Below are 16,571 nucleotides of genomic sequence, written 5' to 3' on the forward strand. Positions count from 1 at the left end.
CTATGCGCGGGACCGGCTACGCGGCCCGTACCTCGTACGCCGTCACCCGTACCGTCTCGTCGTCGAGGCAGGCGCCGGTCTCCAGGTCGAAGCGCTGCTTGAGGAGGGGCGAGGCCACGAACGGGCGGTTCCGGTGGGTGCCGGTCAGGCCGCGGGAGAGGACCGCCGCGCCGCCGAAGGGGTCGCGGTTGTCGATGGCGTAGAGGCGGTCGGCGCGGTCGCGGAAGACGGCCGCCTGGTGGCCGTCCGGGAGGAGTACGGCCACCCCGCGGCCGGGGGTGAGCAGGCTCAGGTCGCACACGGTGAACCAGGAGTCCGACAGCCGGAGCTGAACCTTCAGGCCGGTGGTCTCGGGGGCCAGGGTCATCGCTGGGAGCTTCCTTCCAGAACGGTCGCCGTGCCGTCCGCCCGGCGCAGGCCGATGGACAGCAGCGGCAGGTCGGGCTTCATCTGGTCCCGCTCGGGCACGAAGCCGACGACCGGGTCGGGGGTGTCGGGGGCGTTGACGAACGAGACGAACCGGGCGAGCTTCTCCGGGTCGTCGATGGTGGTCGCCCACTCGTCGGCGTAGTTGGCCACGTGCGCCGCCATCAGGGACTCCAGCTCCTCGCAGATGCCGAGGGAGTCCTCGACCACCACGTCACGGACGTGCTCCAGGCCGCCCGGGATCCGCTCCAGCCAGGTCGACGTGCGCTCCAGTCGGTCGGCCGTACGGATGTAGAACATCAGGAAACGGTCGATCAGGCGGACCAGTTCGGCGTCGGTGAGATCCTGGGCGAGCAGGTCCGCGTGGCGTGGGGTGGCGCCGCCGTTGCCGCCGACGTACAGGTTCCAGCCGTTGGCGGTGGCGATGACGCCGAAGTCCTTCGACTGGGCCTCCGCGCACTCGCGGGCACAGCCGGAGACGGCGGACTTGAGCTTGTGCGGCGACCTGAGCCCCCGGTAGCGCAGCTCCAGGTCGATCGCCATCCGGACCGAGTCCTGGACGCCGTAACGGCACCAGGTCCGGCCCACGCAGGACTTGACGGTCCGCAGGGCCTTTCCGTAGGCGTGCCCGGACTCGAAGCCGGCGTCCACCAGCCGCGTCCAGATCAGCGGGAGCTGCTCGACGCGCGCGCCGAACATGTCGATCCGCTGGCCCCCGGTGATCTTCGTGTAGAGGCCGAAGTCGCGGGCGATCTCGCCGATCGTGATGAGGCCCTCGGGGGTGATCTCGCCGCCGGGGATGCGCGGGACGACCGAATAGGAGCCGTTCTTCTGCAGGTTGGCGAGGAAGTGGTCGTTGCTGTCCTGGAGCGCCGCCTGTTCGCCGTCCAGGACGTAGCCGCTCGCGCCGATCGCCGGGGCGAGGGACGCGATGATCGACGCCACCGCCGGCTTGCAGACCTCGCAGCCGTCGCCGCCGCGGGCGCCCTCCCGGCCGTACCGGTCGAGCAGGTCGCGGTAGCTGCTGACGCGCAGCGCCAGGACGATCTCGTACAGCTCCTCGCGGGTCTGCGCGAAGCAGCCGCACAACCCCTTGTCGACCTCGACGCCGGACGCCTCCAGCTCGGCGGTGACCAGCTGGCCGAGCACCTTGACGCAGCTGCCGCATGTCGTACCGGCCTTGGTGCACTTCTTCACCTCGGGCACGGTGGTGCAGCGGTGCTCGGTGACGGCGCGGCGGATCGTGTCCTTGCGGACGTTGTTGCAGGAGCAGATGATCGCGTCGTCCGGCAGCGCCGTCGGGCCCAGCAGGACCGGCTCCCCGGCGCCGGCCGGCAGCACCAGCGACTCGGGCGAGACCGGCGGGACCGAACCGGTGAACGCCTTGAGCGTGCCGTAGGCCTCCGCGTCGCCGACCAGGATGCCGCCGAGCAGGGTGCCGTCCCGGCCGATCACCAGCTTCTTGTACAGGCCCGAACGGGCGTCGGAGTACACGACGTCCAGGCAGTCCGCGGTCGTGCCGTGCGCGTCGCCGAAGGAGGCCACGTCCACGCCGAGCAGCTTCAGTTTGGTGGACAGGTCGGCGCCGGTGAAGGCGGCCTCGTCGGCGGCGATGGTCGCCGCCGCCGTCTCGGCCTGCTCGTAGCCCGGCGCCACCAGCCCGTACACCCGGCCGTCCGCCGCCAGCGCGCACTCGCCGATCGCGAACACGTGCGGATCGGCGACGGTACGGCACTGCTCGTCGACGGTGATGCCGCCGCGCTCGCCGACCGTCAGACCGCAGTCCCGGGCGAGCTGGTCCCGCGGCCGGACTCCGGCGCTGAACACCACCAGGTCGGTGGCGAGTTCGGAACCGTCGGACAGCTTCATCCCCGTCACGGCCCCCGCGGCGTCGACCACGATCTCCTGGGTGCCGACGCCGGTGTGGACCGTCAGCCCCATCTCCTCGACGGTGCGCAACAGGGCCGCGCCGCCACCCTCGTCCACCTGCACCGGCATCAGTCGCGGCGCGAACTCCACGATGTGGGCGGCGAGTCCGAGCCCCTTCAGCGCCCCGGCCGCCTCAAGGCCCAGCAGCCCGCCGCCGACCACCGCGCCCACGGTCGCCCCCGACGTCGCGTACTGCTCGATCGCGAGCAGGTCGTCGATCGTGCGGTAGACGAAGCAGCCGGTCGCGTCCTTGTGGGGGACCGGGGGCACGAACGGGTAGGAGCCGGTGGCGAGCACGAGCGCGTCGTACCCGACGACCCTGCCGGACCTGGCCGTCACCGTCCGCGTGCCGCGGTCGATCGTCTCCGCCGGGTCGCCGACGTACAGCTCGATGCCGTGCGCGTCGATGAACTCCATGTCGGTCATCGAGAGGTCGTCGGGGGTCCGGCCCGAGAAGTACGAGGTGAGGGCGACGCGGTCGTAGGCGGGGCGCGGCTCCTCGCACAGCACGACCACGCGGTGCGTGGCGGTCAGGCCGCGCTCGGCGAGCGCCTCCAGGAAGCGCTGACCGACCATGCCGTGGCCGACGAGCACGATCGTGGGGATGGCCCCGGGGGTGGCGGTCATCAGGAGCCTCCGTCGTCGAGGAGCAGGGGGAGGTGGGGGAGCACGGGGAGCGTCGGGTGGAGCAGGGGACCATCGCCGGATCCGGTGGGCGTGGGGCGGGGGCGGGCGGTCGCCTCGAGGGCGTGACGGCGGCCGGCCGGCACGGGTGCCTCCTGCGTCGCCTGTGTGCCGCGCGTTTCCTGCGTCGCCTGTGTGCCGCGCGTTTCCTGCGTCGCCTGTGTGCCGCGCGTTTCCTGCGTCGCCTGTGTGCCGCGCGTCTCCCGCGTCGCCTGTGTGCCGCGCGTCTCCCGCGTCGCCCGCGTGCCGCGCGTCTCCCGCGTGCCGCGCGTCTCCTGCGTCTCCCGTGTGCCGCGCGGTTCGCGCGTCGCGGAGGCGCCGGTCACCGCCGCACGCGTCTTCGAGGTCATGCCCAGGAGCCTGCGGGGCCGACGTTACCCGGCCGCATCACCGCTGTTTCCCGGGAGGAACGCTGCCCTCTTCGGGGAGCGCGGGTGAGTGTGAGGGGGTGAGGGGCCCGGGGGAGGGGCGGTGGCCGCCGGTCAGCGGCTGCCGGTCAGGTGGGCGAAGACGACGACGTTCCCCTGGTACCCGGTCGTGCGCGAGTAGCCGCCGCCGCAGGTGATGACCCGCAGCTCGGGGCGGTTCGCGGCGCCGTACACCTTCTCGTCGGGGAAGTCGCGGGCCTGGTAGACCTCCACCGCGTCGACGCTGAACACGGCGACGCTCCTGTCCTGCCGGTCCACCTCGATGACCGTGCCGCGCCTGAGGGCGCCGAGGTCGTAGAAGACGGCGGGGCCCTCGGTGTTGTCGACGTGCCCGGCGACGATCGCGGTGCCGGTCTCGCCGGGGGTGGTGCCGGCCTCGTACCAGCCGGCGAGGTTCTTCTGCTTGGCGGGCGGGACGTCGAGGCTGCCCGAGGCGGTGAGGCCGAGGCCCATGAGGGGGGCGTTCACGCGGATGGCGGGGATGCGGATGCGGGTGGGCGGGGAGGGCGGCAGCGCGGGGGCTTCGAGGCGCTCCTCGCCGGGGTCGGGGCGGCTCTCGGCGGCGGACGGCTGGGGCGGCGCGTCGCGCGGGCCGCTGCCGGGGCCGAGCAGCCATACGCCGGAGCCGAGGGCCATGACGGTCACGGCGGCTATCGCGGTGTCCCCGATCCTGCGCATGCGAACCCCGCTCCCTGAGGTGAGAACTTCAGACGAGGGGGTGGGCCGCCGGCGGCGGTGAGAGCCGCTGGCGACGTGACCCCCTCCCCCTCCGGGCCGCGAGGGGCGTCGGACCCGGAGGGGGTGGGATGTGCGGTACCGGCGGACGGACAGCGGAGGGTGTCCGTCAGATCGCATCGCCTCTCGCCCGGCGATGCAGGAGCCAGGTACCGCCCGCGGCGGCGACGGCCAGAGCCGCCACGCCTGCCGCGGTCTGCACGGGGTCGGAGCCAAGGGCACCACCGACCCCCGTCTTCACGCTGCCGTGGGGCTGCACCTGCTGCCCCGCGGCCGGCGCCAGTGCCACCACCAGGTCCCCGGTCACCTGCCGGTTTCCCTCGGCGCACTTCGCGACGATCTCGTACGTCCCCGGTTGCGCGCTCGGCGGCACCTGGAACTGCCCGATCGCCTCGCCTTCGTGCGTGCTCGGCGCAAGGGTGAACGTGCCGGCGCCGACGGAACTGGCGTCCCCGACCGCCGTTCCCTTCTCGCCGCAGGCCGCCGTGTTCACGGTGACCTGGCCGCCCGCCGCCGCGGTCGACGGGTACACGTCGAGGCTGCCGGTGGCGCCGCCGTAGGCGGGCGCGACGGCGAGTCCGGCCGTGGCCACGGCCAGCGCGGTCCCGGTCACCAGACGGGCGGTGCGTCGCATGGTGCTCCTCGGTCGAGGTCGTCCACTCCCTTGCTCTACCGAGGTAAAAGCCAACCGCCCGGCCGCGCCCCCTGAGGCGCCGTCAGTTTTGGGATGAACGGGTGGCACGGCGGACGGTCGCGGAGCCCGTCGAGGGCGGATTCGGGCAGGTCAAGGGGGTTGCGCGGGCGACAGTATGAAGAACACACGAATGGTGGGGGGGTGGGGGGAGTGAACGGGTGACCCCCTCCGGGGCCCGTCGCCCGCGGCAGCCGCTCGTGCGGGCGGGCCGCGTCCTCGGGGTTACGGCGTGCCCTGCACGCCCTCCGGTGCCGTCCGGATCGCCGCGATGTCGAACTGGAGCCGCACCGTCTCGCTCACCATCGCCCCGCCCTCCGCGAGGCGGGAGTTGTAGACCAGCCCCCAGTCCATGCGGTTGATGGTGGTGGTGCCGTCGAAGCCGACGCGCTGGTAGCCGAACGGGTCCGTGACGTTGCCGATGTAGGTGAGCTCCAGGTCCACCGGGCGCGTCGTCTCCTTGATGGTCAGGTCGCCGGTCATGACGTAGACGTCCGGCGCTTTCAGGCGCACCGCAGTGCTCTGGAAACGCATCCGCGGAAAGTTCGCGGAGTCGAGGAAGTCGCGCCCCGTCAGATGGGCGTCCCGCTGCTCCACGCCGGTGTCGACGCTCGCCGTGGACAGAATGATCTCCGCCTGCGAGCGGGCCGGGTCGCGGCCGTCGAAGTAGAGGCGGCTCTTGTACTCGGTGAAGGCCCCGCGGACCGTGGTCACCATCGCATGCCGGACCGAGAAACCGATTCTGCTGTGGGCCGGGTCGATGGTCCACTCGCCGGTGAGGGCGGCGAGGGCGGGGTCCAGGAGGACGGGGGCCGAGGTGGGGAAGGCCTGCGCCGTCGTCGGGCGTGGGGGGACCGTGGGGGTGCGGCGGGACGTGTGGGGGCGGCTGAACAAGTTCATGATTTATCTAGTTAGTCCACTCGCGGAATTGCCGCAAGTGGTCGTCGGGAAGGAGGAGTTCGCCAATTCCGCTTGCCGTCACCGAATGTGCACACCCCCGCCATGGGATCCACTCAGGAAGGGTTCGGTATTTCCGTATTCCGGTTTCCTTGAATGGTCCTTGAATGGCGCTGTTCCCCTTTGTTCGCGGTGTATGCGACGGCCGCCCCGGTTCGTTCGCCGGGGCGGCCGCCGCACGTCCGTGCGCCGCGCCTCAGTTCACGTTCACCGCGCTCCAGGCCGCGGCCACCGCGTTGTACTCCGTGCTGCCGTTGCCGTACAGGTCCTTCGCCGCGTTGAGGGTCGCGGTGCGGGCACCCGCGTAGTTCGTCGAGGACGTCATGTAGACCGTCAGGGCGCGGTACCAGATCGCGCCCAGCTTGTCGCGGCCGATGCCGGTGACCGTCGAGCCGTTGTACGTCGGGGAGTTGTAGCTCACGCCGTTGATGGTCTTCGGGCCGCTGCCCTCGGCCAGCAGGTACGCGAAGTGGTTCGCGACGCCCGAGGAGTAGTGGACGTCCAGATTGCCCACCGACGAACTCCAGTAGTCCGCCGAACTCCCGTCCTTCGACGGCTGGTCCATGTACCGCAGGGCCGTCTTGCCGAAGCCGGAGCGGACGATCTTCTCGCCGATCAGGTAGTCGCCGGGGTCGGAGGAGTTGTTGGCGTACCACTCCACCAGCGTGCCGAGGATGTCGGAGGTCGCCTCGTTCAGGCCGCCGGACTCGCCCGAGTACGTCAGCGCGGCCGTCTTGGAGGTGACTCCGTGCGTCATCTCGTGGCCCGCCACGTCGAGCGCGACCAACGGCCCGAACGTCGTCCCGTCACCGTCGCCGTACGTCATGCAGAAGCAACTGTCGTCCCAGAAGGCGTTGTCGTAGTTGTTGCCGTAGTGGACGCGGTTGTACGAGCCCTTGCCGTCGCCCGCGATGCCGTTGCGGCCGTGGACGTTCTTGTAGTAGTCCCAGGTCTCGTTGGTGCCGTACTGGGCGTCGACGGCCGCCGAGGAGCGGTCCGAAGTTGCGCCCGTGCCCCAGTGGTTGTCGGCGTCCGTGAACACCGTCGACGGCGCCCGGCTGATGCAGATGCCGAAGATGCACAGGTCGGTCTTGTTCGCCGCGTCGCCGGTGTACGTGTTGCCGCGCGTCGGGTCCGTGAGGTTGTACGCCGAACCGGACTGCGTCGTCTGCAGCGGGACCGTGCCGCTGTACAGGGACTTGCCGTCGCCGGTCGCCGTCTCGATGCTGTCCCAGGCGTCGATCTGGGCGCCGGTGCGGGCGTCCGTCAGCACCGTGCGGGCGACCGGGTTGCCGAGCGAGTCCTTGCCGACGGCTTCGGTGCGCCAGGCCAGCTTCGGGGTGCCGTGCAGGGCGTCGACGACCAGCCGCGGCTTGGCCTGCACCTGCTTCAGCGCGTCGCCGAGGTTCGCCGCCCGCAGCGCGTTCACCGCGAGGTCGGCGGCCTTCGGGGCGGAGACGTCCGGGACGACCGACGCCAGGGATATCCGGCTCCGGGTCGCCCGGTCGGCGCTGCGGTACGCGCCGTCCGACTTCAGGTGGACGACGAAGTCGCCGCCCAGGACGGGGAGCTGACGGTACGTACGGTCGTAACGGACGTGCTGGGTGCCGTTCCTGTCCACGATCACGTCGCGGACCGAGGTGCCCTCGGCGGACGTGAGGCCGAGGGCGGTGGCGTGCTGGACGAGTGCCTGGGCCGCGTTCGCGATCGCCGTGGTGCGGGTCGGTCTGGCGTCGGCGTGGGCGGCGGGGGAGAGCGCGGCGGCCAGCAGGGTCGCGGTGGTGGCGGCGACGCCGGCGGTGGCGAGGCGGGAAACTCGGGTGTTCCGGGTCCGGCTCATCGGTCTCCTTGGAGGTGCGCCTCGAAGGCGTCGGGGTGGCGCTGATGACGTCAGAGATTTAAGAGGCCATGACATGTCATGTCCATAGCGCCCCCATGGAGATGTGTGTGGAGGTGAAGGGGGTGCAGAATCCTTCCTGTGACCACCCGGAGCCCCCGCCGCCCCCGACACCTCCCGTTCTTCGTCTACGGCACGCTCCGCCCCGGCGAGGTCAACCACGACGCGTACCTGCGGGGCCGGACGGAGACCGAGGAGCCGGGCCGCCTCGACGGGGCGGTGCTCTACGACGGGCCGGGCTATCCCTACGCCGTGGAGGAGCGCGGACCGGCGGCCGTACACGGCGAACTGGTCACGGCGCGCCCCGAGGCGTACGACCGGCTCCTCCTGGAACTGGACGCGTTGGAGGAGTGCGTGCCCCAGGACCCGGCGAGCCTGTACGTGCGCGTCGCCCGGGACGTCGTACGGCTGCGGGACGGGGCCGCGGTCCGGGCCTGGGTGTACGTCGCCGGGCCCGTCGTGGCCGGGAGACTGCGCACCGGCGGACGGCGCATCGACGGCGGCGACTGGCTGGGCCACGGCTGACCGAGGGGGGCGACCGGGTGGGCCACGGCTGAGTGCGTGGTGGATGCGGCCGTGGCATCCGGTTGGCCGACCGGGGCGCCCTCGTGGCTGGTCGCGCGGTTCCTCCCGCAGCCTTCGGCCGGGGGACCCTCGGGCCCCTGGGGGCGCTGCCGGACCGCCGCGGATTTCGCCGGAGTCAGGGCTTCGCCGCGGCCAGGGCCGTCGCCACCCCCGGCTCCTTCCGCCCGAGGAACCGGGGGTTCGGCTCGAAGAGCGCGTCGAGGGCCGCCTTCCCCGCCGCGAAGACCTCCCGCGTGCCCCCGTAGTACCAGGTCACGTCGTGCTTGGCGTCGACCCCGACCCCGTACGACGTCACCCCCGCCGCCTCGCACAGCGCCACCGCGCGCCGGATGTGGAACCCCTGGCTGATCAGTACGGCCCGGTCCACACCGAAGATCTTCTTCGCGCGGACGCAGGAGTCCCAGGTGTCGAACCCGGCGTAGTCGCTGACGATGCGCCTGCCGGGCACGCCGTGCGCGGTCAGGTAGGTGCGCATCGCGTCCGGCTCGTCGTAGTCCTTGCGGCTGTTGTCGCCGGTGACGAGGACGACCTTGATGCGGCCCTCCTTGTACAGCGTCGCAGCCGCGTTCAGGCGGTTGGCGAGGTACGGCGACGGCTCGCCGTCCCACAGGCCCGCGCCGAAGACGACCGCGACGTCGGCGCGCGGCACGTCCGCCACCGTGCGCAGCCGGCCGGCCGTCGAGACGTACAGCCAGGTGGCAGGCAGCAGCGCCAGCACGCACCCGGCCATCACGCCCTGCACCAGGCGTCGCCGGCCGGCACGCGTCCGCGGCAGCCGCGGGCGGCGGATCCTCATACGCTCGTTCCCCCCTCGTGCTCCCCGTTCGCTCCGACCATGGAGGACGCAGCGCAGCGGGTTCCGGTTCGCTCACAGCCTGCGGGCGCGCGCCGTGAAGGGCCGGAAAAGACGCGTGACGGCCAGGCAACGGCCGTGCAACCTCGCCCGGCGAGGATCCTCGCATGACGGTGACCGACCTCTCCTCGCGCCCTGGCCCGCCCGCCCTGGTCCTGGTGGCCCACGGCAGCCGCGACCCGCGCGCGCTCAGCACCGTGCGGGCGCTCATGGACCGGGTGCGCGCACGGCGCCCCGGCCTGCCCGTGCACCTCGGTCACATCGAGCTGAACGAGCCGCTGCTCCCCGGCACCCTCGCCGCCCTCGGGCGCGCCGAGGCCGTCCTGGTCCCGCTCCTCCTCGGCCGCGGCCACCACGTCAAGCGGGACATCCCGGCGATGGCGGCCGCCGCCGGCGCCCGGACCCTGGTCGCCGCGCCCCTGGGCCCGCACCCCCTGCTGGCCGACACCCTGCACGCCCGCCTGCGGGAGGCGGGCTGGCGCCCGAGGCCCGCGAGCGCCGTCGTCCTGGCGGCGGCGGGTTCCCGCGACCCCGACGCCAGGGCCGACACCGACCGCATGGCCGGCCTCCTCGCCGCCCGTCTGCGCGTCCCGGTCCTCGCGGCCTACGCCTCCGCGGCCCTCCCGACCGTCCCGGAGGCGATCACCGCCCTGCGGGCGAGGGGCCGCCACCACATCGCCCTCGCCTCCTACTTCACCGCCCCGGGCCGCTTCGCCACGGAGTGCGCGGCACACGCCCCGTGGCTCGCCTCCGCCCCCCTGGGAGCGCACGAGGCGATGGCCGAGCTGGTCCTCCACCGCTACCAGCGGGCACGGGGAACGCCGGTGACCGCGGCCGCCTAGCGGTGCGTTCGCGGCCGCGGGTGCGTCGTGGTCGATCGCGCGGTTCCCCGCGTCCCTCTGGGCCGGCCCGGTGGGCCCGCCTTCCCGGGGGCGCGGGGAACCGCGCGACACGCCCATGCACCCGCGGCCGCGCACGCACCCCGACCCGGCAGCCGAGTAGGCACCCCACAACCCCCGTTTTGTCACCACCACCCCGTACTGTCGAACCATGGCAGTCCCCGCACCCTCTTCGGCCTACGACCCGGCGTCAGCCGACCGCTGGGCCCCCGAACCCGACAAACGCCCCGGCCGCACCGCCTTCCAGCGCGACCGCGCCCGCATCCTGCACTCGGCTGCCCTCCGCCGCCTCGCCGGCAAGACCCAGGTCGTCACCCCCGGCACCTCCGCCCAGGCGTGGGACGCCAGCCCCCGCACCCGCCTCACCCACTCCCTCGAATGCGCCCAGGTCGGCCGGGAGCTGGGCGCCGCCCTCGGCTGCGACCCCGACCTCGTGGAGGCCGCCTGCCTCTCCCACGACCTCGGCCACCCGCCCTTCGGCCACAACGGCGAACAGGCGCTGAACGAGTTCGCGGACGACTGCGGCGGCTTCGAGGGCAACGCCCAGTCCCTGCGGCTCCTCACCCGCATCGAGCCCAAGCGGTTCACCCCCGAGGGCTCCGTCGGCCTCAACCTCACCCGCGCGGCCCTGGACGCGGCCACCAAGTACCCGTGGCCGCGCGGCGCGCACCCCACCGCCCCGGCGTCCCCCAAGTTCGGGGTGTACGAGGACGACCGGCCGGTCTTCGACTGGGTCCGCAAGGAAGCCCCCGGCACCCGCACCTGCTTCGAGGCCCAGGTCATGGACTGGTCGGACGACGTCGCCTACTCGGTGCACGACGTCGAGGACGGCCTGCACGCCGGCCACCTCGACCCCAACTGCCTGCACGCGGAGCCGGAACGGCAGGAGGTCTTCGCGGTCGCCGTCGGCCTGTACGTGCCCGCGGGCACCGACCCCGCCGAACTCGCCGCCGCCCTCGACCGGCTCCAGGACGAGGAGTGGTGGCCGCACGGCTACGACGGCAGCGCGGTCGCCCAGGCCCGCCTCAAGGACGCCACCAGCCAGCTCATCGGCCGGTTCTGCCTGGCCGCGGAGGGCGCCACCCGCGAGGCGTACGGCGGCGGCCGGCTCACCCGGTACGGCGCGGAACTCGTCGTACCGCGCGAGGCCCGGATGGAGTGCGCGGTGCTCAAGGCCATCGCCCACCGGTACGTCATGCAGCGCGCCGAGCAGGAACGGCTCCGCGCCGACCAGCGGGTCGTCGTCGCCGAACTCGCCGAGGCGCTCACCGCGCGCGCACCCGACGGACTCGACCCGCAGTTCCGGGCGCTGTTCGACGCGGCCGGCGACGACCACGCCCGCAAGCGGGTGATCGTCGATCAGATCGCATCGCTCACCGACGCCTCCGCGCGGTCGCTGCACGCGCGGCTGACGGGACGTATGTGAACAGTTTGTGACTCTCCGCGACTCCCTCTGGCCTGATCGGGGCAAGATCGCGTCAGCGGGGGTCACACCCCCTTCCCGCAGCACGCCGCGTGCGGGAGGCTCACAGTGCGGCGCATGTGGGCGGCATATGTGGCGGCACCCTCACGAGGAGGCATCAAGTGGTCGACGCGGACCAGACATTCGTCATCGTCGGAGGCGGACTCGCCGGTGCGAAGGCGGCCGAGACGCTCCGAGCCGAGGGCTTCAGCGGCCGGGTGATACTGATCTGCGACGAACGCGACCACCCGTACGAGCGGCCCCCGCTGTCCAAGGGCTACCTGCTCGGCAAGGCCGAACGCGACAGCGTCTTCGTGCACGAGCCCGCCTGGTACGCGCAGCACGACGTCGAACTGCACCTGGGCCAGACCGTGGACCGCATCGACCGCGCCGCCAAGACCGTCCGGCTCGGCGACGACGGCACGCTGGTCCGCTACGACAAGCTGCTGCTCGCCACCGGAGCGGAGCCGCGCCGCCTCGACATCCCCGGCACCGACCTGGCCGGCGTCCACCACCTGCGCCGCCTCGCGCACGCCGAGCGCCTCAAGGGCGTCCTCGCCGCGCTCGGCCGCGACAACGGCCACCTCGTCATCGCGGGCGCCGGCTGGATCGGCCTCGAGGTCGCGGCGGCGGCCCGGACCTACGGCGCCGAGGTCACCGTCATCGAACACGGGCAGACCCCCCTGCACAGCGTCCTCGGACCCGAGCTGGGCAACGTCTTCGCCCAGCTGCACCAGGAGCACGGGGTCCGGTTCCGGTTCGGGGTACGGCTCACCGAGATCGTCGGCCAGGACGGCATGGTGCTCGCCGCGCGCACCGACGACGGCGAGGAGCACCCGGCGCACGACGTCCTCGCGGCGATCGGCGCGGCACCGCGGGTCGGACTGGCCGAGGCGGCCGGCCTGGAGCTGGCCGACCGGGCGCAGGGCGGCGGGATCGTCGTCGACGAGCGCCTGCGGACGTCCGACCCGGACATCTACGCGGCGGGCGACGTGGCCGCGTTCCCGCACCCGCTGTTCGGCACGAGGCTGCGCGTGGAGCACTGGGCCAACGCGCTGAACGGCGGCCCGGCCGCGGCCCGCTCGATGCTGGGGCGGGACGCCGTGTACGACCGGGTGCCCTACTTCTTCACCGACCAGTACGACCTGGGCATGGAGTACAGCGGGTGGGCGCCGCCCGGGTCGTACGACCAGGTGGTGATCCGCGGGGACGCGGGGAAGCGTGAGTTCATCGCGTTCTGGGTGAAGGAGGGGCGGGTGCTGGCCGGGATGAACGTGAACGTGTGGGATGTCACAGAGCCGATCCAGCGGCTGATCACCTCGCGGGCCGTGGTGGACACCGACGCGTTGGCGGATCCTCATGTGCCGTTGGAATCGCTCGCCTGAGGGGCTGCGGGGTTCTGCCGTCTCGCGGGTGCGGGTGGCGGGTGGTCGCCCGCGCAGCTCCCCGCACCCCTGAAGGGGCGCTCCGGCGCGCCGGAGTTGTCACAGCACCCCCGTAGAATCCATCCGTGGCTGGACGGATCAATGACGAGGATGTGAAGGCGGTACGGGACGCGGTCCCGATCGACGCCGTCGTGTCCGAGTACCTCCAGCTGCGCAACGCGGGCGGCGGGAACCTGAAGGGCCTGTGCCCGTTCCACGACGAGAAGTCGCCGTCCTTCCAGGTCAGCCCGAGCAAGGGACTCTTCCACTGCTTCGGCTGCCAGGAGGGCGGCGACACCCTCACCTTCGTTATGAAGGTCGACCACCTCTCCTTCTCGGAGGCGGTCGAGCGGCTGGCCGCCCGCGCCGGCATCACCCTGCGCTACGAGGAGGGCGGGTACAACCCCTCCCACCAGCGCGGTGAGCGCATCCGCCTGGTGGAGGCGCACAAGATCGCCGCCGCCTGGTACGCCGAGCAGCTCGCGACCAGTCCCGAGGCCGAGACCGGCCGCGTCTTCCTCGCCGAGCGCGGCTTCGACCAGGCCGCCGCCGTGCACTTCGGCGTCGGCTACAGCCCGCAGGGCTGGGACCACCTCACCCGCTACCTGCGCGGCCAGGGCTTCACCGACAAGGAGCTGGTGTCGTCCGGCCTGTCGCAGGAAGGGCGGCGCGGCCCCATCGACCGCTTCCGCGGCCGCCTGATGTGGCCCATCCGGGACATCGGCGGCGAGGTCGTCGGCTTCGGCGCCCGCAAGCTCTACGAGGCGGACAACGGCCCCAAGTACCTCAACACACCCGACACCGCGATCTACAGGAAGTCCCAGGTCCTGTACGGCATCGACCTCGCCAAGCAGCACATCGCGAAGGCCAGCCGCGCGGTCGTGGTCGAGGGCTACACCGACGTCATGGCCTGCCACCTGGCCGGCGTGACGACCGCGATCGCCACCTGCGGTACGGCCTTCGGCGGCGAGCACATCAAGATCCTGCGGCGCCTGCTGATGGACAACGGCTCGGCCCGCGTGATCTTCACCTTCGACGGCGACGCGGCCGGGCAGAAGGCGGCCCTGCGCGCCTTCGAGGACGACCAGAAGTTCGCCGCCGAGACGTACATCGCCATCGCCCCCGACGGCATGGACCCCTGCGAGCTGCGCCTGGCCAAGGGCGACGACGCGGTCGTCGACCTGACCGAACCCCGCACCCCGCTCTTCGAGTTCGCGCTCCGCCAGATCGTCGCCCGCTACGACCTGGACACCCCGGCGGGCCGCGCGGCCGCCCTGGACGAGGCGGCGCCGGTCGTCGCCCGGATCAAGAACAGCGGCGCGCAGCACGAGGTCGCCGTCCAGCTCGCCGGCATGCTCGGCATCCTCGACACCCAGTTCGTGGTGAAGCGGGTGGCCCAGCTGGCCCGCTGGGCCCGCGACAAGGGCGGGAGCGGCAGGGGAGCCGGATCGGCCCGCGGGCCGCAGCAGCCGTCGTACGACACGGCCGTCGCCCGCCCCGCCGTCTCCGGCCCCGCCCTGAACCTCCGCAACGCCGTCTTCGCCACCGAACGCGAGCTGCTGAAACTCGCCCTGCAGCGCCCCGAGCTGGTCTCCCCGGCCTTCGACGCGTACGGCATCGACGAGTTCACCGCCGAGCCCTACGCGGCCGTGCGCCGGACCATCATGGAGGCGGGCGGCGCCGAGTACGGCGCGCAGGATCCGCAGGAGTACCTGGTCCGGGTCCGTGAGGCGGCCGCCGATGACGGGGTCCGGGCGATGGTCACGGAGCTCGCCGTCGAGGCGATCATGCGCCGCACGGTCGACGAGAACTACGCGGGCGAACAACTCGTGACCGTCCGCCGCCGCGCCGTCGACCGCCGCATCCACGAGATCCAGATCACCCTCACCCGCCTTGCCAACGGCGGCGACCCCGCCCAACTCGCCGCCGTGCAGAACGAGTTGTGGGTGCTCCAGCAGTACGGGCAGGCGCTGCGCGAGCAGGGGCCGGCCGCTCTCTGAGCCCCGGCGGGCCGACGGGATAACCGCGCGGTCACGGACCGGACGCAAAAAGTCACCGCACGCCCCTCGTGGCGGCGATGTGTCTTACCCCACACTGGGGGCGGTGCCTGAGTCCTCGGAGCGCGGCCGGACCGACCCGGACGGGTCCCACACCCCCGCCGTTCCACTCATCGCGTACGGGACGGACAGCGGCGAGGCCGTCGTCTCCGCTCCCGAAGTACCGCTGCCGTACCCCCTGGCAGCGATCATCCTGGAGGTCGCCCCCGTGCAGACCCAGACCCTGACCCAGACGGACAGCAGCAGCACGCTCACGGACGAGCCGGAAGCCGATACCGGCGGCCGTGCCGGCGTGCCCCCGCAGAGCCGGGCCGTGCTGCATCCCGAGACCGAACCGGACGGCCCGCCGCCGGAGGAGCTCGCGGCCGACGCCCCCGACGCGGAGCCCGAGCCCGCCGAGCCGCGGGCCGCCGCCCGCGCCGACACCGGCGGCCCCTCCTCGGACCTGTTCCGCCAGTACCTGCGGGAGATCGGCCGCATCCCGCTGCTCACCGCCGCCGAGGAGGTCGAACTCGCCCGCCGCGTGGAGGCCGGCCTGTTCGCCGAGGAGAAGCTGGGCAGCACCCCCGACCTCGACAGCGAACTGGCGCTGGACCTGGACCGGCTGGTCGTCATGGGCCGCATGGCCAAGCGCCGCCTCATCGAGGCGAACCTGCGGCTGGTGGTGTCGGTCGCGAAACGGTACGTGGGCCGCGGCCTGACCATGCTCGACCTGGTGCAGGAGGGCAACCTCGGCCTGATCCGCGCCGTCGAGAAGTTCGACTACGCCCGCGGCTACAAGTTCTCGACGTACGCGACCTGGTGGATCCGCCAGGCCATGTCCCGCGCCCTGGCCGACCAGGCCCGCACCATCCGCGTCCCCGTGCACGTGGTGGAGCTGATCAACCGGGTCGTCCGCGTCCAGCGCCGGATGCTCCAGGAGCGGGGCTACGAGCCGACGGCCGACGAGGTCGCCGCGCACCTGGACCTGGCGCCGGAGCGGGTGGGGGAGGTGCTGCGGCTGGCGCAGGAGCCGGTGTCCCTGCACGCCCCCGTCGGCGAGGAGGACGACGTCGCCCTCGGCGACCTCATCGAGGACGGCGACGCGGCGAGCCCGGTCGAGTCGGCGGCGTTCCTGCTGCTGCGGGAGCACCTGGAGGCGGTGCTGTCCACGCTCGGGGAGCGGGAGCGGAAGGTGGTCCAGCTGCGGTACGGCCTGGCCGACGGCCGGCCACGCACGCTGGAGGAGATAGGGCGGATTTTCGGTGTGACGCGGGAGCGGATTCGCCAGATCGAGTCCAAGACCTTGAACAAGCTCCGGGACCACGCCTTTGCGGACCAGCTGAGGGGCTATCTGGACTGACGCCGGGGCGGGTGTGTGGGGGCTGGCCGCGCAGTTCCCCGCGCCCCTTACGGGGCGTTTCGCCCGCCGCTCGTTCCCGGCCGCCCTTCTCAGCCGCGGGCAGTCGTGCCGCTGGGGCGGCACGGGCGGGCGCTGGGGTCCCCCCGGCCGAAGGCCGGGGGAGGCACCCCGCGAGCGCGGGCAAGTGAGACCCCCTGCCCGC

At 72.7% G+C, this 16,571-nt stretch carries 14 protein-coding genes; 6 read left to right on the top strand and 8 right to left on the bottom strand.

The window, feature by feature from the left end; genetic code table 11:
• Positions 1–16: 16 nt before the first annotated feature.
• The 7 genes from nirD to BLW82_RS29290 form a co-directional block, all read right to left on the bottom strand.
• The gene (nirD, locus tag BLW82_RS29260) at positions 17–367 is read right to left on the bottom strand and encodes a nitrite reductase small subunit NirD (RefSeq protein ID WP_093503291.1); all 351 of its coding nucleotides are present in this window, start codon (positions 365–367) and stop codon (positions 17–19) included.
• Complete coding sequence (gene nirB / locus BLW82_RS29265) at positions 364–2,982, bottom strand: nitrite reductase large subunit NirB (RefSeq protein WP_093503293.1); 2,619 nt, start codon at positions 2,980–2,982, stop codon at positions 364–366. Before nirB ends, nirD begins: the two co-directional genes overlap by 4 nt.
• Complete coding sequence (locus BLW82_RS44620; protein WP_177233105.1) at positions 2,982–3,389, bottom strand: hypothetical protein; 408 nt, start codon at positions 3,387–3,389, stop codon at positions 2,982–2,984. The genes nirB and BLW82_RS44620 overlap by 1 nt, the downstream gene beginning before the upstream one ends.
• 132 nt (positions 3,390–3,521) lie before the next feature.
• The gene (locus tag BLW82_RS29275) at positions 3,522–4,145 is read right to left on the bottom strand and encodes a class F sortase (protein ID WP_093503295.1); all 624 of its coding nucleotides are present in this window, start codon (positions 4,143–4,145) and stop codon (positions 3,522–3,524) included.
• Between the two features lie 166 nt (positions 4,146–4,311).
• Positions 4,312–4,836, bottom strand: a complete 525-nt coding sequence (locus BLW82_RS29280; protein ID WP_093503297.1) for a hypothetical protein — start codon at positions 4,834–4,836, stop codon at positions 4,312–4,314.
• A gap of 282 nt (positions 4,837–5,118) precedes the next feature.
• A complete protein-coding gene (locus BLW82_RS29285) occupies positions 5,119–5,793 on the bottom strand; it encodes a YceI family protein (protein WP_093503299.1) in 675 nt (224 codons plus the stop codon).
• Positions 5,794–6,046: 253 nt separating this feature from the next.
• On the bottom strand, positions 6,047–7,690 hold the full coding sequence (locus BLW82_RS29290) for a M4 family metallopeptidase (protein ID WP_093503301.1): 1,644 nt from the start codon (positions 7,688–7,690) through the stop codon (positions 6,047–6,049).
• Positions 7,691–7,828: 138 nt separating this feature from the next.
• On the opposite strand from BLW82_RS29290, the gene BLW82_RS29295 reads away from it, so the two are divergent.
• Positions 7,829–8,272, top strand: a complete 444-nt coding sequence (locus tag BLW82_RS29295; RefSeq protein ID WP_093503303.1) for a gamma-glutamylcyclotransferase family protein — start codon at positions 7,829–7,831, stop codon at positions 8,270–8,272.
• Positions 8,273–8,447: 175 nt separating this feature from the next.
• Here BLW82_RS29295 and BLW82_RS29300 read toward each other — a convergent pair whose 3' ends face one another.
• Entirely contained in the window at positions 8,448–9,128 is a 681-nt protein-coding gene (locus BLW82_RS29300) for a SanA/YdcF family protein (RefSeq protein ID WP_093503305.1), read from the bottom strand.
• A 164-nt stretch (positions 9,129–9,292) separates the two neighbouring features.
• Between BLW82_RS29300 and BLW82_RS29305 the strand changes: the two genes are divergently transcribed.
• From BLW82_RS29305 to BLW82_RS29325, 5 genes are all read left to right on the top strand, one after another.
• Positions 9,293–10,027, top strand: coding sequence for a sirohydrochlorin chelatase (locus BLW82_RS29305; protein ID WP_093503307.1), 735 nt, complete (start codon positions 9,293–9,295; stop codon positions 10,025–10,027).
• 208 nt (positions 10,028–10,235) lie between these two features.
• Positions 10,236–11,510: a deoxyguanosinetriphosphate triphosphohydrolase gene (locus tag BLW82_RS29310; RefSeq protein WP_093503309.1), complete on the top strand. Its 1,275-nt coding sequence runs from the start codon at positions 10,236–10,238 to the stop codon at positions 11,508–11,510.
• 158 nt (positions 11,511–11,668) lie between these two features.
• Positions 11,669–12,931, top strand: coding sequence for an NAD(P)/FAD-dependent oxidoreductase (locus BLW82_RS29315; protein WP_093503311.1), 1,263 nt, complete (start codon positions 11,669–11,671; stop codon positions 12,929–12,931).
• Between the two features lie 125 nt (positions 12,932–13,056).
• Positions 13,057–14,970 carry a DNA primase gene (gene dnaG, locus BLW82_RS29320; RefSeq protein WP_093503313.1) on the top strand — a complete coding sequence of 638 codons (1,914 nt, stop codon included), beginning with the start codon at positions 13,057–13,059 and terminating at the stop codon, positions 14,968–14,970.
• 103 nt (positions 14,971–15,073) lie between these two features.
• Positions 15,074–16,369, top strand: coding sequence for an RNA polymerase sigma factor (locus tag BLW82_RS29325; protein WP_093503315.1), 1,296 nt, complete (start codon positions 15,074–15,076; stop codon positions 16,367–16,369).
• The last annotated feature ends 202 nt before the right edge of the window (positions 16,370–16,571 follow it).

The sequence above is a fragment of the Streptomyces sp. Ag109_O5-10 genome, assembly GCF_900105755.1.
GTDB lineage: Bacteria > Actinomycetota > Actinomycetes > Streptomycetales > Streptomycetaceae > Streptomyces.